The 24,460-nt window shown below is 63.8% G+C and carries 20 protein-coding genes; 10 read left to right on the top strand and 10 right to left on the bottom strand.

Features of this window, described 5'->3' with window-relative positions; translation table 11 throughout:
* Window positions 1–64: 64 nt before the first annotated feature.
* From NCR93_RS24025 to NCR93_RS24015, 3 genes are all read left to right on the top strand, one after another.
* Complete coding sequence (locus NCR93_RS24025) at window positions 65–1,435, top strand: MFS transporter (protein ID WP_008347276.1); 1,371 nt, start codon at window positions 65–67, stop codon at window positions 1,433–1,435.
* Window positions 1,436–1,650: 215 nt separating this feature from the next.
* Window positions 1,651–2,082: a BPSL0067 family protein gene (locus NCR93_RS24020; RefSeq protein WP_175982052.1), complete on the top strand. Its 432-nt coding sequence runs from the start codon at window positions 1,651–1,653 to the stop codon at window positions 2,080–2,082.
* Entirely contained in the window at window positions 2,069–2,419 is a 351-nt protein-coding gene (locus tag NCR93_RS24015; RefSeq protein ID WP_008347274.1) for an STY0301 family protein, read from the top strand. Before NCR93_RS24020 ends, NCR93_RS24015 begins: the two co-directional genes overlap by 14 nt.
* A 22-nt stretch (window positions 2,420–2,441) precedes the next feature.
* Here the strand turns inward: NCR93_RS24015 and NCR93_RS24010 are convergent, their stop codons facing one another.
* The 6 genes from NCR93_RS24010 to aldA form a co-directional block, all read right to left on the bottom strand.
* Window positions 2,442–3,323 carry a LysR substrate-binding domain-containing protein gene (locus NCR93_RS24010; RefSeq protein WP_175982054.1) on the bottom strand — a complete coding sequence of 294 codons (882 nt, stop codon included), beginning with the start codon at window positions 3,321–3,323 and terminating at the stop codon, window positions 2,442–2,444.
* Window positions 3,324–3,334: 11 nt separating this feature from the next.
* Complete coding sequence (locus tag NCR93_RS24005; protein WP_033535896.1) at window positions 3,335–4,255, bottom strand: LysR substrate-binding domain-containing protein; 921 nt, start codon at window positions 4,253–4,255, stop codon at window positions 3,335–3,337.
* A 158-nt stretch (window positions 4,256–4,413) separates the two neighbouring features.
* The gene (locus NCR93_RS24000) at window positions 4,414–6,072 is read right to left on the bottom strand and encodes a GMC family oxidoreductase (protein ID WP_175982056.1); all 1,659 of its coding nucleotides are present in this window, start codon (window positions 6,070–6,072) and stop codon (window positions 4,414–4,416) included.
* Between the two features lie 17 nt (window positions 6,073–6,089).
* Window positions 6,090–7,307, bottom strand: coding sequence for a mandelate racemase/muconate lactonizing enzyme family protein (locus tag NCR93_RS23995; RefSeq protein WP_008347267.1), 1,218 nt, complete (start codon window positions 7,305–7,307; stop codon window positions 6,090–6,092).
* A complete protein-coding gene (locus NCR93_RS23990; protein ID WP_008347266.1) occupies window positions 7,304–8,608 on the bottom strand; it encodes an MFS transporter in 1,305 nt (434 codons plus the stop codon). The genes NCR93_RS23995 and NCR93_RS23990 overlap by 4 nt, the downstream gene beginning before the upstream one ends.
* A 115-nt stretch (window positions 8,609–8,723) precedes the next feature.
* On the bottom strand, window positions 8,724–10,148 hold the full coding sequence (aldA, locus tag NCR93_RS23985; RefSeq protein ID WP_175982057.1) for an aldehyde dehydrogenase: 1,425 nt from the start codon (window positions 10,146–10,148) through the stop codon (window positions 8,724–8,726).
* Between the two features lie 280 nt (window positions 10,149–10,428).
* On the opposite strand from aldA, the gene NCR93_RS23980 reads away from it, so the two are divergent.
* From NCR93_RS23980 to NCR93_RS23960, 5 genes are all read left to right on the top strand, one after another.
* Window positions 10,429–11,574 (top strand): porin, encoded by a 1,146-nt coding sequence (locus tag NCR93_RS23980; RefSeq protein WP_175982058.1) that lies wholly within the window; start codon window positions 10,429–10,431, stop codon window positions 11,572–11,574.
* A gap of 185 nt (window positions 11,575–11,759) precedes the next feature.
* Window positions 11,760–12,422 carry a response regulator transcription factor gene (locus NCR93_RS23975; protein WP_008347261.1) on the top strand — a complete coding sequence of 221 codons (663 nt, stop codon included), beginning with the start codon at window positions 11,760–11,762 and terminating at the stop codon, window positions 12,420–12,422.
* Window positions 12,419–13,702 (top strand): ATP-binding protein, encoded by a 1,284-nt coding sequence (locus NCR93_RS23970; RefSeq protein ID WP_175982059.1) that lies wholly within the window; start codon window positions 12,419–12,421, stop codon window positions 13,700–13,702. Before NCR93_RS23975 ends, NCR93_RS23970 begins: the two co-directional genes overlap by 4 nt.
* 125 nt (window positions 13,703–13,827) lie before the next feature.
* Window positions 13,828–14,196 carry a hypothetical protein gene (locus tag NCR93_RS23965; RefSeq protein WP_033535897.1) on the top strand — a complete coding sequence of 123 codons (369 nt, stop codon included), beginning with the start codon at window positions 13,828–13,830 and terminating at the stop codon, window positions 14,194–14,196.
* A 260-nt stretch (window positions 14,197–14,456) separates the two neighbouring features.
* Window positions 14,457–16,820, top strand: a complete 2,364-nt coding sequence (locus tag NCR93_RS23960) for a beta strand repeat-containing protein (RefSeq protein ID WP_175982060.1) — start codon at window positions 14,457–14,459, stop codon at window positions 16,818–16,820.
* A gap of 20 nt (window positions 16,821–16,840) precedes the next feature.
* Here NCR93_RS23960 and NCR93_RS23955 read toward each other — a convergent pair whose 3' ends face one another.
* Window positions 16,841–18,625, bottom strand: a complete 1,785-nt coding sequence (locus tag NCR93_RS23955) for a ShlB/FhaC/HecB family hemolysin secretion/activation protein (protein ID WP_175982061.1) — start codon at window positions 18,623–18,625, stop codon at window positions 16,841–16,843.
* A 281-nt stretch (window positions 18,626–18,906) separates the two neighbouring features.
* Between NCR93_RS23955 and NCR93_RS23950 the strand changes: the two genes are divergently transcribed.
* Window positions 18,907–21,297: an ATP-binding protein gene (locus tag NCR93_RS23950; protein ID WP_008347252.1), complete on the top strand. Its 2,391-nt coding sequence runs from the start codon at window positions 18,907–18,909 to the stop codon at window positions 21,295–21,297.
* Between the two features lie 64 nt (window positions 21,298–21,361).
* Here the strand turns inward: NCR93_RS23950 and NCR93_RS23945 are convergent, their stop codons facing one another.
* Window positions 21,362–22,519: a porin gene (locus NCR93_RS23945; RefSeq protein ID WP_175982062.1), complete on the bottom strand. Its 1,158-nt coding sequence runs from the start codon at window positions 22,517–22,519 to the stop codon at window positions 21,362–21,364.
* A gap of 839 nt (window positions 22,520–23,358) precedes the next feature.
* Here NCR93_RS23945 and NCR93_RS23940 point away from each other — a divergent pair.
* Complete coding sequence (locus NCR93_RS23940; protein WP_075583514.1) at window positions 23,359–23,670, top strand: hypothetical protein; 312 nt, start codon at window positions 23,359–23,361, stop codon at window positions 23,668–23,670.
* 25 nt (window positions 23,671–23,695) lie between these two features.
* Here NCR93_RS23940 and NCR93_RS23935 read toward each other — a convergent pair whose 3' ends face one another.
* Together NCR93_RS23935 and NCR93_RS23930 are read right to left on the bottom strand one after the other, a co-directional pair.
* Window positions 23,696–23,956 carry a hypothetical protein gene (locus NCR93_RS23935; protein WP_008347246.1) on the bottom strand — a complete coding sequence of 87 codons (261 nt, stop codon included), beginning with the start codon at window positions 23,954–23,956 and terminating at the stop codon, window positions 23,696–23,698.
* A 68-nt stretch (window positions 23,957–24,024) separates the two neighbouring features.
* Window positions 24,025–24,414 carry a hypothetical protein gene (locus tag NCR93_RS23930; protein ID WP_008347245.1) on the bottom strand — a complete coding sequence of 130 codons (390 nt, stop codon included), beginning with the start codon at window positions 24,412–24,414 and terminating at the stop codon, window positions 24,025–24,027.
* Window positions 24,415–24,460: the final 46 nt, after the last annotated feature.

The raw sequence follows: 24,460 nt of genomic DNA, 5'->3' as shown, positions 1-24,460 counted from the left end.
GTGCGCGGTTTTCTTGCGGCGTCGATGCGCCGCTCCACTCGAGGTGGAGGAGATACTCTTGGACATGCAAAGCCTGAGCGCGCAGCCGCTCGCCCCGGGCGCCGCCGCGCCCTTCGATACGACGCGCAATCGCGTCGCGCTCGACGATGTGCCGCTGAACCGTTTCCACATCAAGATCGCGGGCCTCACGTTCGGCGCGCACTTCACCGAAGGTTATGCGCTCGGCACGATCGGTTATGCGCTGTCGTCGCTCAACAAACAGATTCCGCTCGATGCGTTCTGGATGGGCCTGCTCGGTTCATCCGCGCTGATCGGCATTTTTCTCGGCAGTCTCGTGTTCGGCTGGCTTTCGGACAAGCTCGGACGTCAGAAGATTTTCCTGTTGAGCTTCATCATCATCACGGCGGCCGCGTTCGCGCAGTTCTATGCGACGACGCCCGCGATGCTCGTCGGCTTGCGCGTGCTGATCGGCTTCGGCATGGGCGGCGATTTCGCGGTCGGTCATGCGATTCTCGCGGAGTTCTCGCCGCGCAAGCATCGCGGCGTGCTGCTCGGCTCGTTCAGCGTGATCTGGACGATCGGCTATGTGATCGCGAACGTGCTCGGCATGCATTACGCCGACGCGACGCCCGATGCGTGGCGCTGGCTGCTGGCCTCCGCCGGCGTGCCGGCGTTTCTGGTGCTCATCATGCGCGTGGGCACGCCGGAATCGCCGCGCTGGCTGCTCGGCAAAGGCCGCGTCGATGAAGCGATGCGGATCGTGCGCAAGCACTTCGGCCCGAACGTCACGCTCGAAGCCGATACGGGCGAGCATTTCGCGGGCAAGGGCGGCTTCGCGCGGCTCTTCAAGCCGGATCTGATTCGCCGCACGATCTTCAATTGCGCGTTTTTCGTGTGCCTCGTGATTCCGTACTTTGCGATCTACACGTTCCTGCCGAGCATTCTCACGGCGATCCGTCTGCCCGAAGGATCGGGCGCCGATCTGCTGCTCAATGGCTTTCTCGTGCTCGGCGCGCTGATCGGCATCTGGCTGACCATCAAGCTGTCGCGGCGCTCGTTCCTGATCGGGTCGTTCGCGGTGTGCTGCCTGTCGCTGTTTGCGTTGAGCGTGCTGCCGTCGTCGGCGAATGTGGGGATGATCGTTGCGTTCGGCGTCTTCACGCTGACGATGTCGGCATTCTCGAATCTCGTCGGCGTGTTTCCGCCGGAGTGCTTTCCGACCGAGGCGCGGGCGTGCGGTGTGGGACTGTCGATCGCGTGCAGCAGGTTGGGATCGGCGGTGGGGACGTTTCTTTTGCCTATCGGGATCGCGCAGGCCGGCGTGCAGATGACGATGCTCGCGCTTGCGGCGGTGTTGCTCGTCGGGATGATCGTGTCGATCGCGTGGGCGCCGGAGACGAAGCATCTGACGTTGAGTGAGGCGAGTGGGGGGTGAGACCAAGTGCAGTAACGCGCGGCAACGGAAACGTTGCCGCGTTTCATGGCAGATTCGGAATAAACGCGTCGAGGCCGTCCGACATAGTTGTTACCTTTGAGGTGAGCGCCGAGAGGACAAGGCGCGAAGCGGGACGTTGACTCGCGTCATTGCCGACAGAGATTTTCCTGTCATTTGACAGTCTCGTCATTCTGAACATCTCGATCGTTTTCGCCATGAGCTATATCAGTTCAAACTACAAGAACTCACCCTCGGCGCGGCTGAACACTTGGGTATGCGCCCCAGGATCCGCACACGGTCCTTACGACGATGCGCCACCCGATGGTCGCACTGGCCACCCGGACTATTGCGGCGGATGCGTCTCCTATGTCAAGCAAGTATGTCCGTCGCTGCCGGCCACGATTGCATGGAAAAAAGGAGCTGCTGTTAAAAACAACCCGCACATCGTTGAGGGGACCGTCATCGCCACATTCGACAATCACCGACACTTCCACGGGCACGCTGCAATCTATGTCAGTCAGAGTCCCTTCGGCGTAACGGTATATGACCAATACGCGCATCCGCCCAAGCCCATTGGACCGCGCATCTTGCGCTGGGGCCAAGGCTCCGACGTCAACAACGGAGACAAATTCTATGTCGTCGAGTAAGACGCTCGCCTGTCTGACGACATTGCTCCTCGCCGCAAGCGTCAGCGGACTCGCGAAGGCGGAAGCGATCGCGTGTCCTGCGTTGCCGGGCACGCATCTCCAATACGTCGCGGCCTTCGACGGAAAGCCGGAAGAACACGTCCGGCTCATTGCGGATCATGGCGATGCCAAGCGGGGCTATTGGAAACTCGGCTACGTCTACGATCACGGCCGCTCAGTGACCGTTCAGTGCGTCTACGCCAACAAGGAAACGCGGGACTTCACCCTTGAGAAGCGAGTCGATGAGTGCCGATATCGGATCGACGAGCCAGGATCCGCCGAACTCGATTGCACGTAACGCAAAGGCGAAGGCCGCGCACTCAATCCCGCGCCGCCTTCGCTCCCTCCCCGCGCAGCCATTCCGCGAACGCCTGCACGGAATCCGCCCCGGCGAACGAAGGCGCGATATCCAGCCAATATCCGTAAGGCCCTGTCGACTCCACCGGCGACAGCAGAACGAGCGACCCGTCATGCAGTTCATCCGCGATCATGTTGCGATCGACGACCGCCAGCCCCGATCCCGCGCGCGCCGCGTGAATCGCCTGATCGAGTGTCGAGAACTCGATGCCGTTCTCGCCGAACGCGCGCGGCAAACCGGCGGCATCGAGCCAGTTGGGCCAGAGCGTGAGCCGCGCATCGTTGTGCAGCACATGCAGCGCGGGCAGCCGCTTCAGCAGCGCTTCGACCGGCTGCCCCGCCAACTTCATCGCGCCGACGAGCACATGCCGCTCGATGAACAGCAGCTCCGACCGATGATCCGCCCGCGCCTCGTATCCGAAGCGAATGCTGCACTGACGGTCTTCGACGGCATCGGTGCGAACCGAGAGATCGATGTCGGGCACGGCGTCCATTAGCGAACCCAGTCGCGGCGAGAGCCAGCGCGTCGCGAAAGTCGGCGGCGCGATCACGGTCAGACGCTTGCGCTCGCTGCGTTGCACGTTGGAAAGCGAACGCGTGACGCGCTCGATCGAATCGAACGCCTCCGACAGGCAAGCAAGCAATTCCGCGCCCTGTTTCGTAAGCCGGATGCCCTTGTGATCGCGATCGAAAAGCTTCGTGCCGAGCGCATCTTCGAGCAGGCGAATTTGACGGCTGACCGCGCCCGGCGTCACGCACAACGCCGCCGCCGACTTGTTGAAGCTCATATGGCGCGCGCTTTCCTCGAAAAAGCGCAACGCGGTCAGAGATGGCAAGCGCCGCACGGTCGGCTCCTTCAGACGAACGCGCTACGCTTGCCGCCGAGCGCCTGCGTCTGTTTCCCGATCTCGCCGCGCAGCCATTCACGAAACAGCGCGACTTGCGGCGCGTCGTCCTGGCCGGTGCGCGTCACAAGCCAGTAAGACTGATGCCCGTCCACTTCGACATCGACGATCGGCACGAGCGTCCCCTGCCGCAACTCGTGCCCGATCATGTGGCGATCGGCGATGGTGACGCCGAGGCCGTCGGTGGCCGCACGAATCGCGTTGTCGAGCAGATCGAACTCGTAGCCGCCGCGCGTATCGACATTGTCGATGTTCGCCGCCTTGAGCCAGTGCTGCCACGTCAGATAGCGCTGATCGCTCGCCGCGAGCACATGCAGCAGCGTGAACGCGTTCAGATCGATGCCGGTCGTATCGCACTCGGCGAGCAGCGCGGGCGAGCACACGGCGATATGCCGCTCGTTCATCAGCAACTCATTGTCGAGGCCGTCCCATTCGCCATTGCCGAAGCGGATGGCGCAGTCGAGTGCGCCCGATTCGACGAGATCGTCCTTCAGGCGCGTAGTCAGCGTGATTTCAAGTTCCGGCGCGGCGGCGCGCAGCGATTGCAGCCGCGGCATCAGCCAGCGGCGCGCGAAGGTAGGCGGCGCATTGACGCGCAAGCGCGTCAGATGAGTCTTTTCCTGAATGCTGCGCACCGTGAGTTCGATGCGATCGAACGACATTCTGAGCGCCTGCAGCAAGAGCCGCCCCGTCGCCGACAACTCCAGATAATGATGGCGGCGCAACAGCAGCGGTTCGCCGAGCTGCGTTTCGAGCTGACGCACCTGCCGGCTCACCGCGCTTTGCGTCACATGCAGCATTTCCGCCGCGCGCGTGAAGCTGCCGGTGTGCCCGGCGACTTCGAAAGCCCTGAGCGCATTCAGGGCAGGCATTTTTCGCTTCAATTCCGTCTCCTCTTCCTGGCGTTCGACGGGCGCATTGAACACGTATCCGCGCCGGAACGTATCGCTCTTGGGCGACATTTTACGAATCGAGGCAAATTATGCCGCTTCGGGGCGCGAAGACGTTTCATGTCTCGCGCCCGCGTGCATCACGCGATCGCGGCAGGCTCCGCAGGCGCCGACACCTGTTCGATGACCGTGCGGGCATCGTCGAGAATCATGTCCGCGCCTTTCTCCGCGACCATCATCACCGGCGCGTTGAGATTGCCCGACGTGATGTTCGGAAAGATCGACGCATCGACGATGCGCAAGCCTTGCATGCCATGCACGCGCAGGCGCTCGTCGACGACCGCGGTGCGCGCGTCCGGTCCCATCGCGCAGGAACCGCACAGGTGATAGATCGAGCCCGACTGCTCGCGGAAATACTCGAGCATGTCGGCATCGCTTTCGACTTGCGGTCCCGGCGAAATCTCTTCTGCCGTAATCGCCTGCAGCGCGGCCGAACTCATGATCTTGCGCACGAGCTTGCTGCCCTGCACCGCTTCGCGGATGTCCTTCGGCGTCGTCAGCGCGTTGATGCTGATCTTCGCGGCATCTTCCACGCGGTTCGACGCGATTTCGATCGATCCGCGGCTCGTCGGACGGCACGGATTGAAGCACAGCAGGAAGCCCGAATACGGCTCGGGTTCGAGCTGCGCCTTGCTGCTCTTCGGAATCCGATAGGAAAGCGGATTGAAATAGAGCTGCAGGTTCGGCTCTTTCTCGTCGTCATCGCCTTTGAAGAAGCCGCCCGACTGGTTCACGCTCATCGAGAGCGGGCCCTTGCGCGATGTCAGATACCGCATCGCCGCCTTGACCTTGCCGAAGAGCGAGGAGAGTTCGTCGTTCAGCGTCGGCACCGTCGCGCGATAGTAGAAGCTCACGCACAAGTGATCCTGCAGATTCTTGCCGACCGCCGGCAACTCGTGCACGACCGGAATGCCGTGCTTCGCGAGCAGCGCCGCGTCGCCGAGACCGGAAAGCTGCATGAGCTTCGGCGTATCGACCGCGCCCGCCGACAGAATCACCTCGCGCTTCGCACGGAACTGCAGCGATTCGCCGTTGCGCGTGGCGATGACGCCGGTCGCGCGCTTGCCGTCGAACGTCACGCGGCTCACGCTGACATTGCGCTCCACGCGCAGATTCTTGCGCCCGAGCACCGGATGCAGATACTCGAAGCTGCTCGACGAACGCTCGCCATTGCGCGCGTTGATGTCATACACGGTCGCGCCTTCGTAATCGGGGCCGTTGATGTCGCCGGTCACGGGAAAGCCCGCTTGCCGCGCGCCTTCGAGGAACGTGCCGCAGATCGCGTGCGCGCCCTCTTTCATCGACGAAATGCTGATCTTGCCGTTCGCGCCGTGATACGGCGTGTCGCCGGCCCAGTGCGATTCGAGGCGGCGGAAATACGGCAGCACGTCCCGATAGCCCCAGCCCGCGTTGCCGGCGCGCGCCCAGTCGTCGAAATCGTGCGGCTGGCCGCGCACGTAGATCATCGCGTTGATCGAGCCGGAGCCGCCCTGCACCTTGCCGCGCGGGCAATACAGCGAGCGGTCCTTCAGTTGCGCTTCCGGCTCGCTGTAGTACATCCAGTTGTATTGCGGGTTGTAGTAGGTCTTCGTGAAGCCGACCGGCACCTTGAACCAGAACGAATCGTCCTTGCCGCCCGCTTCGAGCAGCAGCACCGAATGCTCGCCGGACTCGGTGAGACGATTGGCGAGCACGCAGCCCGCCGATCCCGCACCCACGATGATGTAATCGAATTCCATGTTTTCTGCTTTTCCGTTCAGCCCTTGGCGGGCGCGAGATCTTTCACGTCGGCGGGCTTCGCGGCCATCTGCAGATGCAGACGCTCGCCCGTGTACGGCGTATGCGCGCGCACGACGTCCATGTTCAGTTCGACGCCCAGGCCCGGCTCAGTCGACGGAATGATGTAGCCGTCTTCCCAGCGAATCTTCGTCTTGAGCACTTCCGCGTGGAATCCGCCCCACGTCTCGATGCTTTCCTGAATCAGGAAATTCGGCGAGCACGCGGCGATCTGAATGCTCGCCGCCGCGCCGACCGGACCGTTGTAAAGATGCGGCGCGATCTGCGCGTAGTACACCTCGGCGAGACTCGCGATCTTCTTCGCTTCGAGCAGACCGCCGACGCGTCCCACGTTGAATTGCAGGATCGACGCGGCTTTCGCTTCGAGCAGCTTGAAGAACTCGTACTTCGTCGTGAGGCGCTCGCCGGCCGCGATCGGAATGCTGGTTTTCGCGGCGACTTGCGCCATCGCGTCTTCCTGTCCCGGCGGCACCGGTTCCTCGAACCACAGCGGATCGAACTTCTCGAGGCGCTGCGCAAGACGGATCGCCGACGACGGCACCATCTGACCATGCGTGCCGAACAGCAGATCGGCCTTGCTGCCGACCGCCTCGCGCACCTTGCGGCAGAACGTCTCGCAGCGGTCCATCACTTCGAGCGAAATCTGATGCCCCGAATACGCGGTGTACGGGCCGGCCGGATCGAACTTGACGGCCGTGAAGCCGAGCGCGACGTTGTGCGCGGCGCATTCGGCGGCGAGATCGGGATCGTCGTAGTCGTATTCGCCGCGCGCGTTCTTCGGATAGAGATACGTGTACGAACGCAGACGTTCATGCACGCGTCCGCCGAGCAGTTCGTAGACGGGCTTGCCCGCCGCCTTGCCGATGATGTCCCAGCACGCCATTTCGAGGCCGCTGACGACGCCCATCATCGTGAGATCGGGGCGCTGCGTGAAGCCGCTCGAATACGCCTCGCGATAGAATCGCTCGACATGATGCGGATCGTGACCGAGCAGATAGCGCTCGAACACGTCTTCGATGATCGGCGCCATCGCTTTCGGATGGAACGTCGCCGAATAAATCTCGCCGACGCCCTCGATGCCGCAGTCCGTGCGCAGCTTCACGAAAATCCAGTACATGCCGCCGATATGCGGCGGCGGCACGGCGACGATATGTGTTTCCAGTGCGGCGATCTTCACTGTTGCGCTCCCAGCTTCCTGAGTCGAAGTTTGAACATGATGGCCGCCACGCCGCCGAGCGCGGACATGAAGGCGATATAACCGAAGTACAGCTGATATCCGTACACGCCCGGATAGTTCTGCGTCAGATAGCCGTTGATGAGCGGCAGCACCGCATCGGGCGAATAGCCGACGACGGACACGAGGCCGATCGCGAGGCCCATCGTTTCGGCGGGCACCTTGCATTGATCGAGCAGCGACCAGTAAAGCCCGCGAATCGCGTACGTCATCACGCCGATGAACAGCACGAGCACCGCGACGAGCACATGGCTCGAAATGCCGGGCGCGGCCATCAGCACGATGAGCGCGGCGGATGCGGAGAAGAGCGCGACGATGAGCACGGTCGTCTTCGAGAAGCGATCGCCGAGAAAGCCGCCGCCGATGCCGCCGATCGGGCGCATCCAGAGTTTCAGCGTCGTGATGAAGCCGGCCAGAACCACCGACAGCCCGATCTCCTTCTCATGCAGATAAGCGGAGAAACTGTAAGTCGACCAGAAGACCTGATAGCCGCAGAAGACGATCGCGGAAAGCAGCGCGAGTTGCGGATTCTTCATCAGCGATATGAGATCGCGCAGCACATTGCGCTTTTCGCGCTTCGCCGCAGCCGCCGCCTGCGCGCCTTGCGGATCGCGCACGAGGCCGAGCACGACGCCGAGCCCGATGCACAGGAACGCGTACATGTAGACGACGAGCCGGAAGCCCGCGACCGTCGAATCGCCGCGCGTCTGCGTGACCCAGGCGAACAGCCCGATCGCGATGGTCGCGAGCAGCGCTTCGATCAGGCCGCGCCCGCCGTCGAGAAAGCCGAAGAAGCGGCCTTGCTCGTCGGCGGCGGCGATCGTCTGCACGCGCTTGATGATCGCGGCCCAGAACGTGAGGCCGGTCGTCAGGCCCCATCCGCCGAAGATCACGATCAGCGAGGCGAACGACGGCGCGGTGGAATACCACAGCCCGAGCGCGCCCGTCGCGATCAGCGAGAAGCTGATGAGCAGGCGCGGCGCGACGCGATCCGCGAGCCAGCCGCTCGGCAAATAGCACACGAGGAAGATCGTGCCGAGCGCGGAGTAGAGATAGCCGAGTTGCGCTTCGGTGATATGGAAGACTTCGAGCATCGTCGGCTGATACACCTGCCGCAGATACAGAATCGGATAGATGGCGCCGGCGGCGATGACGAGCAGCGCGAGCTGGATATAGCGGTCGGCGCGCGTGCCTTCGCGCGGCGTCGCCACGCTTTGGCCGGATTGAGCGGGATTCGATGACACAGGCGTGCTCCTCGAAGGGCAGCGGCGCGCGGCGTGCGGACGCCGCGCGGCTGGGCCTTCACTATGTTTTTGTAGAGGGTGAGAAAAGGAATGCGGCCGGAAACGGCCGCGAGAATCAGTACTTCATGACGACGAGACGCGTCTGCGTGAACTCGAGCATGCCGTGCTTGCCGTCGTCGCCGCCGATGCCGGAGCGCTTCCAGCCGGCGTGAAAACCTTGATACGGATCGGCGGGCGTGCGGTTGATGTACAACTCGCCCGCTTCGATCGAATTCGCGACCTTCATCGCCGTGCGGTAGTTCTCGGTGTAGAGCACCGACGAAAGGCCGAACTGATGATCGTTCGCCATCGCGATCGCTTCCTCGATCGTCGCGTACTTCAGCACCGCGAGCACCGGGCCGAACGTCTCTTCCTGCACGATTTCCATGTCCTGACGGCAGTTCGACAGCAGCGTCGGCGGATAGAAAAAGCCCTTGCGATCCGGCACTTCGCCGCCGGTTTCCAGCGTGGCGCCCGCTTCGATCGCGCGGCGGACCATCGCGTGAATGCCGTCGCGCGATGCCTTGTTCACGAGCGGACCCATGTGGCTCGCGTCCTCGTAGCGATCGCCGATCGCCTTCGCCTTCATCTGCTCGCGCAGCAGGCCGACGAATTCGTCGTGGATGCGCTCGTGCACATAGACGCGTTCGATCGCCGTGCAAAGCTGACCGCTGTGCGTGAGCTTCGATGCGACGAGTTCGCGCGCGGCCTTCTGCAGATCGGCGTCCGGCTCGACGATCGCGGGCGTCTTGCCGCCCAGTTCCAGCGAAGGTTTAGCGATGTTCGCCTTGCAGTATTCGAGCACCTTGCGGCCCGCGTTGACGCTGCCCGTCAAGGTAATCATGCCGACCTTCGGATGCGTGCAGACGACCCCGGCGGTCGCGTGATCCATCGCGAGCACATTGATGACGCCGGCGGGCAAGGCCGCACGCTCGACGGCGCGCGCCAGTTCGAACGCCGACAGCGGCGTGTTGTTGCTCGGACGCACGACGACCGTGTTGCCCGCGATCAGCGCCGGCGCGACCTTGCGCATCAGCGTGTAGATGGGGAAGTTGAACGGAATCAGGCACGCGACAACGCCGATCGGCTCGCGATGCAGCACGAGATTTTCGTTCGGCGTATCGCTCGGAATGACTTCGCCTTCGATGCGGCGCGCCCATTCCGCGTGATAGCGCGTGATCTGCGCGGCGTAGACGGCTTCGTTGGTCGCGTCGAGTAGGCTCTTGCCGGACTCGGCCGCGAGCGCCGCGCCGATATCGGCGGAGGCTTCGACGATGGCATCCGCGAGGCGCTGCATATGCGCGCCGCGCTCCGCGGCAGGCATCGCGCGCCACAGACGTTGCGCGTCGGCGGCCTGATCGACGGCGAGCAGCGCCTGCTCGCGCGACGCATTGTGAACGTGGCCCAGCACCTCTTCGGTCGCGGGATTCAGGACGGCGGTGACGTCATCGCTCACGGGCTCGACGAAACGTCCGTTCACAAAATTGCGTTCTGGCTTCATGTGGCGGTTTCCTTGATCGCTGCGCGCCACGACGCCCGGCCGCCGGGAAATCGGACGACCGCTGCGACAAGGCAACGCATTTGCGGGCCATTCTTTCGTGCCTCGCGCTGCAACGACAAGCGAAGAATTCGCTGGAAAAACATTCAAAAAACTCGCGCTCGCTGTTCGACTAAATCCTTTTGCGGCGTCCCTTTAATCGCGCACAATCCGTCGCTCGCCGTCCTCGCCGAGCCTCATGGCTAGGACTTCTTGACGAATAAGTAAAAGACTTGAGACTTTCATGAGAATCAAAGTAATCGCCCTCGCTTCGCTCGCCTGTATCGTGACTTCAGCTCATGCTCAAAGCAGTGTCACGCTGTTTGGCGTCCTCGATGAAGGCTTCGACTACACGAGCAATGTCGGCGGGAATCGTGTCTATGAGCTGACGAGCGGCTATGCGTCGGGAAGCCGCTGGGGCCTGCGCGGCGTCGAAGATCTCGGCGGCGGCACGAAGGCCGTGTTCCAGCTCGAAAGCGGCATCAATTTGAGCAACGGCGCGGCGGGCCAGGGCGGACGCATGTTCGGGCGGCAGGCCTACGTCGGCGTCACCGATAACCGTCTCGGCTCCGTCACGCTCGGCCGTCAGTACGATTCGGTGGTCGACTATCTCGCGCCGACGACGGCCAACGGCAACTTCGCCGGCTATCTCTTCGCGCATCCGTTCGACAACGACAACACCGACAACTCGTTCCGCGTGAACAACACGGTCAAGTACGCGAGCCCGTCGTTCGGCGGCTTCAGGTTCGGCGGCACGTACAGCTTCAGCAACGACACGAACTTCGCGAACAACCGGCAGTACAGCATCGGCGCGTCGTATGCGAACAGCGGCCTTCTGATCGGCGCGGCTTACTTGCGCGCGGATGGCGTCGGCATGAACGCGAACGGCGCAATCGCCACGAACGACGCGAGCTTCATCGCGCAGCGCATGCAGATTTTCGGCGCGGGCGTGAACTACACGTTCGGCAAGGCGACGGCGGGCTTCGCGTACACGAACTCCAGCTATCGCGATCCGGTGACGAACGGCTATATCGGCGGGTCGCTGGCATCGGCGGGCAACACGCTCAACAACCTGCGCTATCAGAACTTCGAAGTGAACGGGAAGTATCAGTTCACGCCGGCGTTCTTCGTCGGCGGTCAGTACGTCTATTCGATGGAAACGTACGACTCGACCGCCGGCACCGTGAAGCCGCACATCCATTCGGCCGGTCTGATGGCGGATTACTTCCTCTCCAAGCGCACCGATGTGTACGTGCAGGGCGTCTATCAGAAGATCGCGGGCAGTTCGACCGGTTCGGTGATGGATCAGGCGTTCATTCCCGGCACGCAGGGTGTGTCGTCGAATTCGGAGCAGTTCGTCGCGCGCGTCGCGTTGCGGCACGCGTTCTGACGGTCGAATCGATGAAATCGCTGTCCGCGTATTAAACGCGGACAGAAGATTCCTAAGCATTTCCTAAGCTTTCGTCTTCTAATCTTGCGGCTTTCCCGAACGCCAAGACGCCGCAAGATGAATCACACGCTCGCCCCAGCCCCCGCGCGCCGCCGTCGGACCCCATGACTGCCCGGAGACACGCCATGAGGGTATTGCTCGTCGAAGACGATCGCATGATCGGCGAATCGGTTCAGAACGAACTGCGCGACGGCGGCTACGCGGTCGACTGGGTGCGCGACGGCAAGCTCGCGCTCACGACGCTCAACACGCACGTCTACGACGCGATCCTGCTCGATCTCGGCTTGCCCGGCGCCGATGGCTTCGCGGTGCTGCGCGCCGTGCGCAGCGGGGCGAATCACGTGCCGCTCATCATCGTCACCGCGCGCGATTCCGTCGATGAACGCATTCGCGGACTCGACGAAGGCGCCGACGATTACCTCATCAAGCCCTTCGACATCTCCGAGCTCAAAGCGCGCATGCGCGCGGTGATCCGCCGCCGCGGCGGGCAGGCCGCGCCGATCATGTCGAACGGCGTGCTCACGCTCGATCCGGCCACGCGCGAAGCCACCTCCGGCGACATCGCGATCCGACTTTCCAGCCGCGAATTCGCGCTGCTGCAAGCGCTGATGATCCGCCCCGGCGCGATTCTCTCGCGCGCGGAAATCGAAGACCGCATCTACGGCTGGAACGAGGAAGTGGAAAGCAACGCCGTCGAATTCCTGATCCATTCGCTGCGCAAGAAGCTCGGCGCGACGGCCATCAAGAACGTGCGCGGCGTCGGCTGGATGGTCTCGAAGCAGCCATGACGCGTTCGCTTCAGTTCAGGCTGTCGGCCTGGCTGTCGGCACTGATCGTCGCGATCGCGGCGGCGGGCGGCGTCATCGCGTTCCAGACGGCTTTCCACGAGGCCAACGAATTGCAGGACGGCCAGTTGAAGCAGGTCGCCGCGCTCGTCACGCCGCGCACGCTCGCGACGATGCAGCGTGAAGCGCTCGGCCGCGTCGACGGCGCGGATCCTGAGTCGAAGCTCGTCATCCAGACGATCGGCGAGCGAGCGCCGCTGCCGGTCGCGTCCGGTCTGCGCGACGGCCTGCAGAACGCGATCGTCAAAGGCACGCGCTGGCGTCTCGTCGTGAAGACGCTCGATGACGGCACGCGCGTCGTGATCGGCCAGCAGACGGCGGGCCGCGACGAGATCGCCCGCAACGGCGCGCTCGCCACCGTGATGCCCTTCGCCGCGCTCGCGCTCGTGCTGCTCGCGGCGCTGCATCTGATCGTGCGCCGCATGTTCCGGCCGCTGAGCGCGCTGTCGGCGAGCCTCGACACACGGCCCGAACACGATCTCTCCGCGCTTTCCCGCGACGCGCTGCCGAGCGAGATCGCGCCCTTCGTCGTCGCGATCAACCGGCTGCTCGCGCGCGTGGAGGCGTCGGTGGCGCTGCAGCGCCGCTTCGTCGCCGATGCCGCGCATGAACTGCGCTCGCCGCTGACCGCGCTGTCGCTGCAGGCCGAGCGCCTCGACGCCGCCGAGTTGCCCGACAGCGCGCGCGAACGGCTCGACGCGCTGCGGCGCGGCCTTGCGCGCACGCGCTCGCTGCTGCATCAACTGTTGACGCTCGCGCGCCTGCAGCAACGCACCGACGCCGATACCGCGCGTTTGCGCGTGCAGGACGTCTTCCGCAATGTTCTCGAAGATCTGATGCCGCTCGCGGAGACGAAGGACATCGACATCGGCGTATCGACGAGCGACGACGTGTTCATCCACGCGCCGCAAGCCGATCTCACCATCATGGTGAAAAATCTCGTCGACAACGCGATTCGCTATACGCCGGCGGCCGGCCGCGTCGATCTCGCGGCGGGCGTTTCGAATGCGCGGCCGTGGATTCGCGTGGCGGACAGCGGGCCGGGCATCGCGCCCGAGGAACGCGCGCGCGTCTTCGATCCGTTCTATCGCGTGCTCGGCGGCGACGCGGACGGCTCGGGCCTCGGGCTCTCGATCGTCGGCACGATCGCGGCGCGCATCGGCGCGACGATCGAACTCGCGGATGCCGCGCCGCGCGGGCTCGTCGTGACCGTCACGATCTGAAGGCGTCGGCTGCCTGAAGCGACATGCACGACGCGCCGGACCATACGCGCCCGCGCGTGTCCGGCGCACGCGCGGCGTGCTATCGTCGATGCGTCATTCCGACGTGGCATTCCGATGCCGCCATCATGAGTCAAGTGCGCTATCCCCTCGGCCCCGATGACCGCGTGCATCTGCTCTGCTGGCTCACGTGCGGATTGCTCGGCGCGTACTACATCGAAGGCGAATGGCCCGATACGTCGTTTCAGGTGCGCGCCGCGCATCGCTGGCTCGACCGGCATCATCGCGCGGCCGACTGGATCGAGACCGCGCGGCTTTCGGTGGCGGCGCACGCGCTCGCCGCGCGCTTCTCGACGATGCTTGACGCCGACGCCTCGCGCAGCGACATCGAACGCATTCTCGAAGGCGAGGATCTCGACTACGAAAGCGTGCTCGTGCAGCGCATCTATCACGAGTGCTGGATCGAGTTGTCGAGCGGACGAAAGCCGTCGCACTAACGCGTTCCTCCGATCAATTTCCGTGCCGCGCCGCGCGCGGGCCTTGGCGCGTCTCGCGCGCGGGCACGGACATTTTTTTGCGCTGGCGGAATGTGCGGAACCCCACATTGGCGCTCAGGGCGCGGCGATACCATCGGCGCGCCTGCTCGCACGTCGATGTTCGCGCCTCCCGCCGATGTCCCCAATCGCCGGGCTGAAAAGCGGCTACACCGTCAGCGGCCAAAAACGATGACAACAATCGACACCGACTGGAGGTCGCCATGCAGCGCAGCATTCGTCCGCTTGTTTCTCAAACCGCGATTCGTCGTGCGCGCCTGCGCCCGCTCGCGATCCTCGTGCCGATCGTCGCGGGCCTGACTTGCGCGAGCATCGCCGATGCCGCGCCGCCGCTGCCCGCCGGCGGCCAGTTCGTCGCGGGCAGCGGCGCGATCAGCGGCGGCGGCACCGGTTCGACGCTCACCATCAATCAGACGACGACGCGCGGTGTCATCGACTGGAACAGCTTTTCCATCGGCAGCGGAAGGCAGGTCACGTTCAACAACGGCAGCGGCGCGACGCTCAATCGCGTGACCGGCGGCAATGCTTCGGTCATTCTCGGCCAGCTCAACGCGACGGGCAGCGTGTATCTCGTCAATCCGCAGGGCGTGCTGGTCGGGCCGGGCGGCGTCGTCGCGACGGGCGGGCGCTTCGTTGCGTCGGCGCTCGACATCGGCAACGATGCGTTCATGCAGGGCGGCCCGCTCACGCTTTCGGGCGGCGGCAACGGCATGGTCATCAATCTGGGCACGATCGGATCGAGCGGCGGCGACGTGTTCCTCGTGTCGCGCACGGCGGCGGTGAATGGCGGCAGCATCAACGCGCCGCAGGGCACGGTCGAAATCGCGAGCGGCAATCAGGTGCTTCTGCAGGATTCATCCGGTGGACAGCAGGTTTTCGTGCAGGCGGGCAGCGGCGGCACGGCGATGAACGGCGGCGTGATTCGGGCGGCGCAGGCGAGCCTCCAAGCCGCCGATGGCAACGTGTACGCGCTCGCCGGCAACAGCAGCGCGATCCGCGCGACCGGCACCGCGACGCGCGATGGCCACGTCTGGCTCGTCGCCGATCAGGGCGCGGTCCACGCGAACGGCACGCTCGCCGCGACGAACGCAGACGGCAGCGGCGGCACGGTCGAAACGCGCGCGAATACGCTCGATGTCGCGGGCGCGAACGTGACGGCGCGTACATGGAAACTCGGCGCGCCGTCGTTCACCGTCGATCAGGCGAACGCGGATTCCCTCGCGCGCGGCCTTGCCAACGGCACATCGGTGGATGTCGAAGCGAGCACCGGCGATCTGAACGTCGGCGGCAACGTCCAGTGGAACGGCAACGCGTCGCTGACGCTCGGCGCGGCGCACAGCGTGGCCATCGGCGCGGGCGCGACCATCGGCAACACGGGCAACGGCAATCTCACGCTGCGCGCGGATTCGGGCGGCATCGACAACGGCGGCGGCGTGGCGAACAGCGGCACGATCGACTGGTCGAAGAGCGGCGGCATCGTCAGCGCGCTTTACGACATGAACGGCAGCTATGCGCCGGGCACGCTGCTCACGAACAGCGGATGGACCGCCGCGCCGTACAGCGGCGTGCGCACGCAGGCGACCGCGTACCGGCTCGTGAACAATCTCGCGGATCTCTCGAACGTGACGCAGGATCTCGCGGGCAACTACGCGCTCGGCAAGGATATCGACGCGAGCGCGACGTCGTATCCGAACTACTTCACGGCGATCGGCTCGAAGACGACGCCGTTCACCGGACAGTTCGACGGCTTCGGCCACACGATCGACAGGCTCGCGTCGACGCCCAATCTCAACGACGACCGTCAGGGCCTGTTCGGCGTGATCGGCGCGAACGGCGTCGTGCGCGATCTGAATCTCACGAACTCGAGCACGGGCGGCTACGCGTCGGGCGCGTACGGTTTGCTCGCGGGCCAGAACGACGGCCTCGTCACGTACGTCAACACGACGGGCGGCGTCGGACAGAACGGCTTCGGCGGCGCGGGCGCGGGCGGGCTCGTCGGCGTGAACAACGGGATCATCGAGCGCTCGTCGAGCACGGCGGATGTCGGCTATCAGATTCCTGCGGGCGGGCTCGTCGGCGTGAATAACGGCACCATCGTGCAGTCGTATGCGACCGGCACGACGTACGCCGGAAATCACGGCCAGACCGCCGGGCTCGTCGCGTACAACAACGGACTGATCACGCAGTCGTATGCGACGGGCGGCGTGGGCGGCTTCGGCGGCGGCGGGCTCGTGTTCGACAACGGCGCGACGGGTGTCATCAACGAGTCCTTCGCCGTGGGGCAAGTCGGCGGCGGCGGGCCTCCGGGCGACGCATACGGCGGTATCGCGGCGTACAACGAGGGCGCGATTCACAACAACGTCTACTGGAACAAGGAGACGACGATCCGCACGAGCGCGGCCGGTTCGAACTCGGGCACGACCCCGCCGGACTCGAACGGGCTCACGACCGCGCAGATGAGCAATGCGTCGAATTTCCTCGATTGGGGCATTCCGTCGGGCGGCGTCTGGGCGATGCCTACCGGCGCGACGCATCCCGTTTTGCAGTGGCAGCAGGCGCAGCCTTGAGGGGCGTGCCGTGCGGATCGTCAGCTTCCGATCACGAGGAATATCTCCCCCACCGGCGCCTTCGATCCGTTCGGCACGACCGCCTTCAACGGAAACCCATACGTTCCGCGAAAGCTGACGAACCTTCCGACCTGCACACGCACGCCCACACCGACGCTCGCCAGCGAAGCATTGTTCACTTCGCCGAATTCCGCGATGCGATTCCACACGTGACCCGCATCGAAGAACACGAACGGCTGCATCGCCGCCAATCCCGCGAGTCCCGCGAGTCCCGCGCTTCCCGCCGATATCGCCGGCGCACGCAATTCGGTTTGCAGGTTCCATCCGCGATCGCCCTGCGCGGAATACGGCTGGTAGCCGCGCACGGTGGCATCGCCGCCGAGTCCGAGTTCCTCGCTCGGCAATAGCGTGCTGCCCGTCCACTGCAACAATCCGCGCGCCGATATCGAGAATCCCGACTTGCCGAGCGGCATGTCACGCTGCGCCGACAACTGCATGTACTGATAGCGCGGCTTCGCGCCGAGACGAGCGGCATCGTAGGCTTCGTCGTTGCTGTTGCTGTCGAAGTAACCGGGACTCGCGAAGAGCGCTGCGTTCAGATGCGTATCGCCCGATGCATCGCTATTCGAAAGATCGTAGGCGATCACGAACTGATGGATATGCGTGTTCGCATTGAACACCTGAAAGCCGCCGAACTCGAGATCGTTGTTCGAGCGCTTGAAGTCGTAGCCGAGTTGCACTTGCTGTTGCCACGCGCCCGCGTTGTCGAGCGGCGGCAGACGCCAGTCATAACGAAAACTGAGCTGCGCGCTGAGACCCGTTTGTCCGTAACTGTCGGGCAAACGCGGCGTGCTCTGCGCGAACACGCCGAACAACTCGATGCGATCGAGCCACGGCAACGGCGCAACGGCATTGAACGCGTGCGCGATGTAGCGCGGACGATCGGGCCGCCCTTCGATATCCGGATTGCCGCTCAACAGATCGTTACTCGCGGTCATCTGATAGCCGATGCGCGCATCGATGCCGAACAGATTGCCGTAATCGAATCCCGCGAGAATGCGATCGCGGCCGAGGTCGCGCACGCCGTCGTTGTTATAGCCGCCGTAAATGCGGAACGGAAAGCGGTCTTCGGTTTGCAGCACGACGTCGGTCGTATCGGGCGCGGTGCCGGGCGCATAAATCACGTCCACGCGCCGATACGGATTCGCGTTGAGCAACGCGAGTCCCGCGGCGACATCGGCTTCGCGGATCGGCTCGCCGCGCGCGAGCGGCATCTCGCGGGCGAGCAGCGCATCGGAGAAATGGCGGTTGCCCTTCGGCATCACGCGCCCCGCGCGAAACTCCGCGATGGCGATCTTCACGACGCCATTGCTCACGTCCTGCTCGGGCACGTACACATCGACGAGCGGCTGGCCCGCCGCGCGATAACGTTGCACGACGGCGCGCCGGATTTCCGCGAGACGCGCGAAGGTCAGCGGCTTGTGGAGATCGGCGGAGAAGCTGTCGAGAAAATCGGGCGTGAGAAAAGGCGCGCCCGTCGACGTGATCGCGCCGTTCGCGCCCGATTGCGTCGCATCTGATGTAGCATCCGCACGCACGAACGCGATGCCGCGCAGATCCTGAAGCGCGATTCTGTGCGAGTCGTCGCTCGGCTCGGGCGGCGACGGCGACGCGCGCGGACGCTGCTCGGCGGGCGGCGCAATCGGCGCGACATCGCGATACGACTGCGCGGCGGCGTCGCGTTCGGCAACGATGCAGGCGATCGCGGTCGATAGCACCGTCGCGGCGACGCGTGTGCGGTTCAAATCATGTCTCCTCGGCGCCGGCCGCGTAGGTTGGCCCCGCATGTTATCAGCGCACGGAGCGGAACGTTTCATGCGTCGGGCGCGCATGACCGGTCGCGAGAGAAAGATGCTCACACCGTACCTGTTAGCGTCGCGAACGCGCGTAGAAATGACTCGACGTGAACGGCCGAGCCAGTAGAAAACACCGCAGCGACATTGGCCTTTCTTCCGACCGCGCAACGCATCTATGATTCGGAGATGATCGGCGCGATGAGCAGCCGAACCGCATTGTCAGGACGAGGATGGACAAAACCTCCAACGCAGAAATCACCGATTCCGCTTCGCTCGATGCATCGGTCTACGCGCAATGCGCGCGCGAGCCGATCCACATTCCCGGCGGCATTCAGCCTCACGGCGTGCTCTTCAGCGTCGACGCGCATTGCCACATCCTGCAGGCGAGCGCCAACGTCGCGCAGCTCGCGCACATCGCGCCCGAAGCGTGTCTCGGCCGCGCGCTCTCGACGGTGCTCGGCCAGCACGCGGCCGAACGTGCGAGCGCGGGACTGAAGCAACTCACGCGCGACGGCGCGGCGATCCACGTCGGCAACGTCGTGCTCGACGGATGGACGCCGGACGGTCCCGTCGCGATCGTCGTGCATCGGCATGACGGGCTGTTGTTCGTCGAAGTGGAGCCGGCGCGCGACACCGCCGACGTCTTCTCGACGATGTATCCGCTCGTGCGCTCCTTCGTGAGCGATGTCCAATCGATGCACACCGTCGAGCAGATTTGCCAGTTCGCCGCGAACGAGATCGCGCGCATCACGGGTTTCGGCCGCACGCTCGTCTATCAGTTCGACGAGGAAGGCAACGGCAACGTGCTCGCGGAAAGCGTCGAGCCGGGCTATCCGTCGTATCTGAAGCAGCACTTTCCGGCATCGGACATTCCCGCGCAGGCGCGCGAGCTGTATCGCAAGAATCGCATTCGGCTCATATCGAACGCGAACTACGAAGCCGCGCCGCTCGTGCCCGCGCTGCATCCGGCGACGGGCCGCCCGACCGACCTCACGTACGCGTCCTTGCGCAGCGTGTCGCCCGTGCATCTGCAATACATGCGCAACATGGGCACGCTCGCGTCGATGTCCATGTCGATTCTCGTCGACGACAAGCTCTGGGGCCTCATTTCCTGTCATCACGCGACGCCGCGTCTGCCGCCGTTCGAAGTCCGCACCGCGTGCGAGCACGTCGCGCAGATCGTCTCGCTGCAGATCGAAGCGCGGGAGACGCAGGCCGAAGCGCATTACCGGCTCGAACTGCGCCGCATGCTTTCGAAGCTGCTGTCGTCGATGGCGAACACAGACAGCTTCGTCGAAGCGCTCGTCAGCGACGCCTCCGATCTGCTCGGCTTCACGCGCTCGTCGGGCGCGGCGGTGATTTTCGAAGGACGCACGTCGCTCATCGGCGTGACGCCGAGCGCGCACAGCGTCACGGCGCTCGTCGACTGGCTCGACAATCAGAGCGAGGACGTCGTGATGTCCGACCGCGCTTCGCAGGATTGCCCCGCGCTCGCGGATTCGCCCGAAGTCGCGGGCTTTCTCGCGGTGTCGATCTCGAAGATCTACCGCAATTACGTGATCTGGTTTCGCCGCGAAGTCGTGCAGACGATCGAATGGGCGGGCGATCCGCGCGCGAAGCTGACGGGCCTCGCCGCGTCGCTTTCGCCGCGCGTGAGCTTCGATACCTGGACCGATGTCGTGCGCGGCCGCTCGCTGCCGTGGCGACCCGCCGAGCGCGAGATCGCGCTGGAATTTCGCGCCGCCGTGCTCGGCATCGTGTTGCGGCGCGCGGAGGAAATTGCGCAGCTCGCGACGGAACTCGGGCGCGCGAATCACGAACTCGAAGGATTTTCATACACGGTGTCGCACGATCTGCGCGCGCCGCTGCGGCATATCGTGAGTTTCGCGGACCTGCTAAAGCAGATGGACGGCGAAAAGCTGTCGGAGCGCGGGCGCGGCTATCTGGAGCGCATCGTGACGTCGGCGCGTTTCGGCGGGCGTCTCGTCGACGATCTGCTGTCGTTCGCGCAACTCGGCCGCGCGGCGCTGCGTCCGCACACGGTCGACGTCCACGCGCTGGTGCATACGGTGATTCAGAACGATATCGACGAACAATCGTCCGCACGCGTGCATTGGAAGGTGGACGCGTTGCCGCGCGTCGAAGCGGATCACGTGTTTCTGCATGTCGCGTTCGCGAACGTGATGTCGAACGCGGTGAAGTTCAGCGCGCAACGCGAAGAGCCGACGATCGAGGTCGGCGCGCACGATGGCGTGGGCGAGCTGATCGGGCATGTCGTCTATTTCGTGCGCGACAATGGCATCGGTTTCGATATGCGTTATGTCGACAAGCTCTTCGGCGTGTTCCAGCGTCTGCACGTCAACGAGAAGTTCGACGGCACCGGCATCGGGCTCGCGAACGTGCGGCGCATCATCGAGCGGCATGGCGGCAAGGCATGGGCGGAAGGCGCGCCCGATGGCGGGGCGACCTTCTATATGGCGCTGCCGAAGCAGTTCCGCCCCGAAAGCGGCGTGCGGCGCGATACGGCCGCGACCGCGCTGGCGCGGCTCGCCGCGGGCACGGGCGGCGCGGGGCACGACATCGGCCAGCTCATCAAACGTTCGGAGCAGGACAAGAAGTAACGCGCAATGCAAAACGGCCGCGATCTTGTGGATCGCGGCCGTTCTTTTTCCTACGACGCTGCGCTTAGAAGCGGTGACGCAGGCCCACGGTCGCCGCGACCTGATTCTGCGTCGACGACGGCGACAGCGTGTTGATCATCGCGACGTTGGCGCCCGCATTGCCCAGCTCGCCCGACGCATGCTGGTACACGCCTTCGACGTACACATCGGTGCGCTTCGAGAGCGAGTAGTCAGCCTGCAGCGAAACGGTGTGCCACTTCGGATCGCCCGAGCCGTTCGCGCCCGTCACCTTGCCGTCCGTGTACGTATACGCGGCGTCGAGGCTCAATGCCGGCGTCACGAGATAGCGGCCGTTCAGCTCGAAGTTGTTCATGTGCAGGTTCGAGTTGCCCGGCAGCGCGAACGTCGTGCCGCCTTGCGATGCGGCGAGCAGGTTGTCGTAGTGCGTGTTGGTCCACACGAAGCCGACCGTCGCCGGGCCGTACGTGTAGTTCACGCCCGCGCCGAACGTGCGCTGCAGTTCAGCCGTCAGATTCGCGTTGTTGCCCTGACCCGCCGACACCGCGCCGCCCGTGTTCGCGTTGTTGCGCGAGTTGTTCGTCTGCAAGTAGGCCGCGGCGAAGTTCAGCGGGCCGTTGCCGTACGACGCGCCGGCGCTCCATGCGCGGTTGTTCGCGAACTGGCCTGCGTCGTTCGAGAAGCCATACAGGCCGCCGAACTTGAAGCCCGCGTAATTCGCGCTCTGATACTTCACCGAATTGCGGATCGAGAACGAGTGATCGAGATTGTCGTTGTCGAACGGATGCGCCGTCAGGTTATTGCCATAGCCCGCGCCTGCTTCGGCGAGCGGCGACAGATAATCGACCATCGAATCATATTGACGGCCGAGCGTGATCGTACCGAATTGATCGTGCTGAAGGCCGACATATGCCTGACGGTTGAACATCGTGCTGTTTTCGGTATAGCGGCCGTTATTGAGGTTGAAGCCGCTCTCCAGCTTGAAGAGCGCGTGCAACCCGCCGCCGAGATCTTCACTGCCTTTCAGGCCGAAGTAAGTATCCGAAACCGCGCCGCTGCCTTGCTGCCAATTGTTATGGCCACCGGCGTTGTTCGTATAGACGAGACCGGCATCCAGCGTGCCGTACAACGTGACGCTGCTCTGAGCGTGGGCTGCTGCTGCGAAGCTGCCGAGAATGCCCGCGATGAGAAGGGTTTTTTTCATGGTTCTCTGTGTCCTGTTTAATGCGAAAGCTTCCAGGGACTGAAAGAGCCCGGGAAACTGGGACACACTGTATGCGACGGGCGCTTGAATGTGACCGCGTATCCGGCGCAATAATCATTTGCTGATTCTGCGAACCGGCGTGCAGATCCCTTCATAATCTTTTAAGGTCAAGTGCTTAGCGGCGATTCGGAGCTCAGATAATCCAAATGGCTGTTGCACATCGACGACGTTATTACTGCGCATTCTGGAGAAGTCCATTGCGTCGCATGCGGTTTATAGCGGCCGAGGCGTTTTGCTAAGCTTCCCGGGTCTGAAGATCTCCACGCAGATATCTCGAGGACACGGAGCGGTTTCGCGAGAGGGAGCCGCTCCGTTTTTATTCCCGACGCGGCGATTAATCCGAGCGCTTTAGACGGTCTCAGAACAGCGGCCGTCGAAATCACTCAGTTACCCGAAGTACCCGAACGATTTTCCCGATTCTTGATGCCGACCGTAAAGGTTACGCGCCCACCGCGAACGGAACGAATCGCATTTAGATGAATCGAATCAACGAGTAACGCGATATGTTTCTCTAAATATCTCGACGTTTTGAAAATTTTGCGCGAGATAGACGGGCAAATCAGGCGACGAAATTACGTCCTGTGACGGCAAATTTCGGAAATTCGCGAACAAGTTCTTCACTAAATGTAACCGTCGCGCAAACGTTTGCTACCGCACAGAACGGGACCGGGCGTTCTGCTCGTTTCATTTCGAAACAATCTGAAGGAGCTTGAATCGCCTCTGCGGAACGCTGCTTGCTTTAATAGAGGCCTCTGTAAAATCTAGCCGGATATAGCCACATGAAAAGAAGCGCCAATGCCACGACCGTCCCAGCATTTCGACAGCGGCGGCCCGCTCAGCTCGCTGAACGCGAGCTTCTGCATCTGGAAATGATTCTCTCGAGTGTCGTCGAAGGGAACTCGGCATCCGATCGCCTTCCCGCCAGCTATTGGGATATGCGGATTTCGCAACTGGACGCGGAGTACGACCTCGTCCCGTCGCAAAGTCAGCGTGTAGCATCGCTTCAACGCAAACTCGCGTTACTCGACAACGCGCTCGCCACCGCTGCCGACGCGCAGGAAGGGCAACAGAACCGGCGCGTCGCTGCCTGATCCGGGTTCGTCGCGCGGCGCTAATTTATAGTGCCGCCCGCACCCATTCGTCGACCAGCGTGCGCGCCTGCGTGTGCGCGCTCATCAGCGCGTCCTCGGCGGATGCGAAATTCGAATAGCGTGTGTTCTCGATCAGGAGTGGCGAGAACGCAGTGACCGGCCTTCCCGAACGGCTGATCGTCACGATCGCCAGATAGCGCAATTCGCCCGGCGGCGGCACGAGCCGGCTGCTCGTTTCGATCGCGACTTCGAGCACGAAGCCCTTGTGGTTGTACGACCGTATCATCCGGACACCCCGTACGCGCCGTGGATATGGCGTGCTTCCAGCATGAGATATACCCGTTCGAAGCGCTGCTACTTCGCGCGTCGAAGCGCCGTGCGCGCGATGTCAGCGGCGAGATCGGCGCGCAGTTCGGCCCATTTGCCGAGCAGCGTGGCGTCGTCGGTGAAGAAGTAAGGCGCGTGCGTCCAATGGGCGACCTTTCCGCCCGCGACGGCCAACTCGAAGATGCGCATGTCCTGGTCATCGCTGACGCCAGCGCTCACGAGTTCGCGAAACGATCGAATATCGTGCAGCGAGACGTTCTGTATGCCGACGCCGTGCACCACCGCCATCACCGTCTTGCCGATGCGCCAAGCGGCCTCGCGGCTATCGGCGAGCACGAAAGCGACGCTTTCCAGAGGCGTCTCGAACTTCAGCCGATACAGCCGCGCCCTGCATTGTTCACTGAGTTGCGTGTTCATTTGACTCAAGCCCGCGTCGCTCGCCTGGAGCGACGCGCAGCAGGAG

It is taken from the genome of Caballeronia sp. ATUFL_F1_KS39, from assembly GCF_023630985.1.
In the GTDB taxonomy this organism is placed as follows: Bacteria; Pseudomonadota; Gammaproteobacteria; order Burkholderiales; family Burkholderiaceae; genus Caballeronia; species Caballeronia zhejiangensis.
The sequence above is the reverse complement of the archived record's forward strand: the minus strand, read 5'-3'. Positions and strand labels throughout refer to the sequence as shown.

What these genes read in the sequence shown, in the direction of transcription:
- NCR93_RS24025 (WP_008347276.1), top strand. Translation starts at nt 65, where the DNA reads ATGCAAAGCCTGAGCGCGCAGCCGCTCGCCCCGGGCGCCGCCGCGCCC.
- NCR93_RS24020 (WP_175982052.1), top strand. Translation starts at nt 1,651, where the DNA reads ATGAGCTATATCAGTTCAAACTACAAGAACTCACCCTCGGCGCGGCTG.
- NCR93_RS24015 (WP_008347274.1), top strand. Translation starts at nt 2,069, where the DNA reads ATGTCGTCGAGTAAGACGCTCGCCTGTCTGACGACATTGCTCCTCGCC.
- NCR93_RS24005 (WP_033535896.1), bottom strand. Translation starts at nt 4,255, where the DNA reads ATGCCTGCCCTGAATGCGCTCAGGGCTTTCGAAGTCGCCGGGCACACC.
- NCR93_RS24000 (WP_175982056.1), bottom strand. Translation starts at nt 6,072, where the DNA reads ATGGAATTCGATTACATCATCGTGGGTGCGGGATCGGCGGGCTGCGTG.
- aldA (WP_175982057.1), bottom strand. Translation starts at nt 10,148, where the DNA reads ATGAAGCCAGAACGCAATTTTGTGAACGGACGTTTCGTCGAGCCCGTG.
- NCR93_RS23980 (WP_175982058.1), top strand. Translation starts at nt 10,429, where the DNA reads ATGAGAATCAAAGTAATCGCCCTCGCTTCGCTCGCCTGTATCGTGACT.
- NCR93_RS23975 (WP_008347261.1), top strand. Translation starts at nt 11,760, where the DNA reads ATGAGGGTATTGCTCGTCGAAGACGATCGCATGATCGGCGAATCGGTT.
- NCR93_RS23970 (WP_175982059.1), top strand. Translation starts at nt 12,419, where the DNA reads ATGACGCGTTCGCTTCAGTTCAGGCTGTCGGCCTGGCTGTCGGCACTG.
- NCR93_RS23965 (WP_033535897.1), top strand. Translation starts at nt 13,828, where the DNA reads ATGAGTCAAGTGCGCTATCCCCTCGGCCCCGATGACCGCGTGCATCTG.
- NCR93_RS23960 (WP_175982060.1), top strand. Translation starts at nt 14,457, where the DNA reads ATGCAGCGCAGCATTCGTCCGCTTGTTTCTCAAACCGCGATTCGTCGT.
- NCR93_RS23950 (WP_008347252.1), top strand. Translation starts at nt 18,907, where the DNA reads ATGGACAAAACCTCCAACGCAGAAATCACCGATTCCGCTTCGCTCGAT.
- NCR93_RS23945 (WP_175982062.1), bottom strand. Translation starts at nt 22,519, where the DNA reads ATGAAAAAAACCCTTCTCATCGCGGGCATTCTCGGCAGCTTCGCAGCA.
- NCR93_RS23940 (WP_075583514.1), top strand. Translation starts at nt 23,359, where the DNA reads ATGAAAAGAAGCGCCAATGCCACGACCGTCCCAGCATTTCGACAGCGG.
- NCR93_RS23935 (WP_008347246.1), bottom strand. Translation starts at nt 23,956, where the DNA reads ATGATACGGTCGTACAACCACAAGGGCTTCGTGCTCGAAGTCGCGATC.
- NCR93_RS23930 (WP_008347245.1), bottom strand. Translation starts at nt 24,414, where the DNA reads ATGAACACGCAACTCAGTGAACAATGCAGGGCGCGGCTGTATCGGCTG.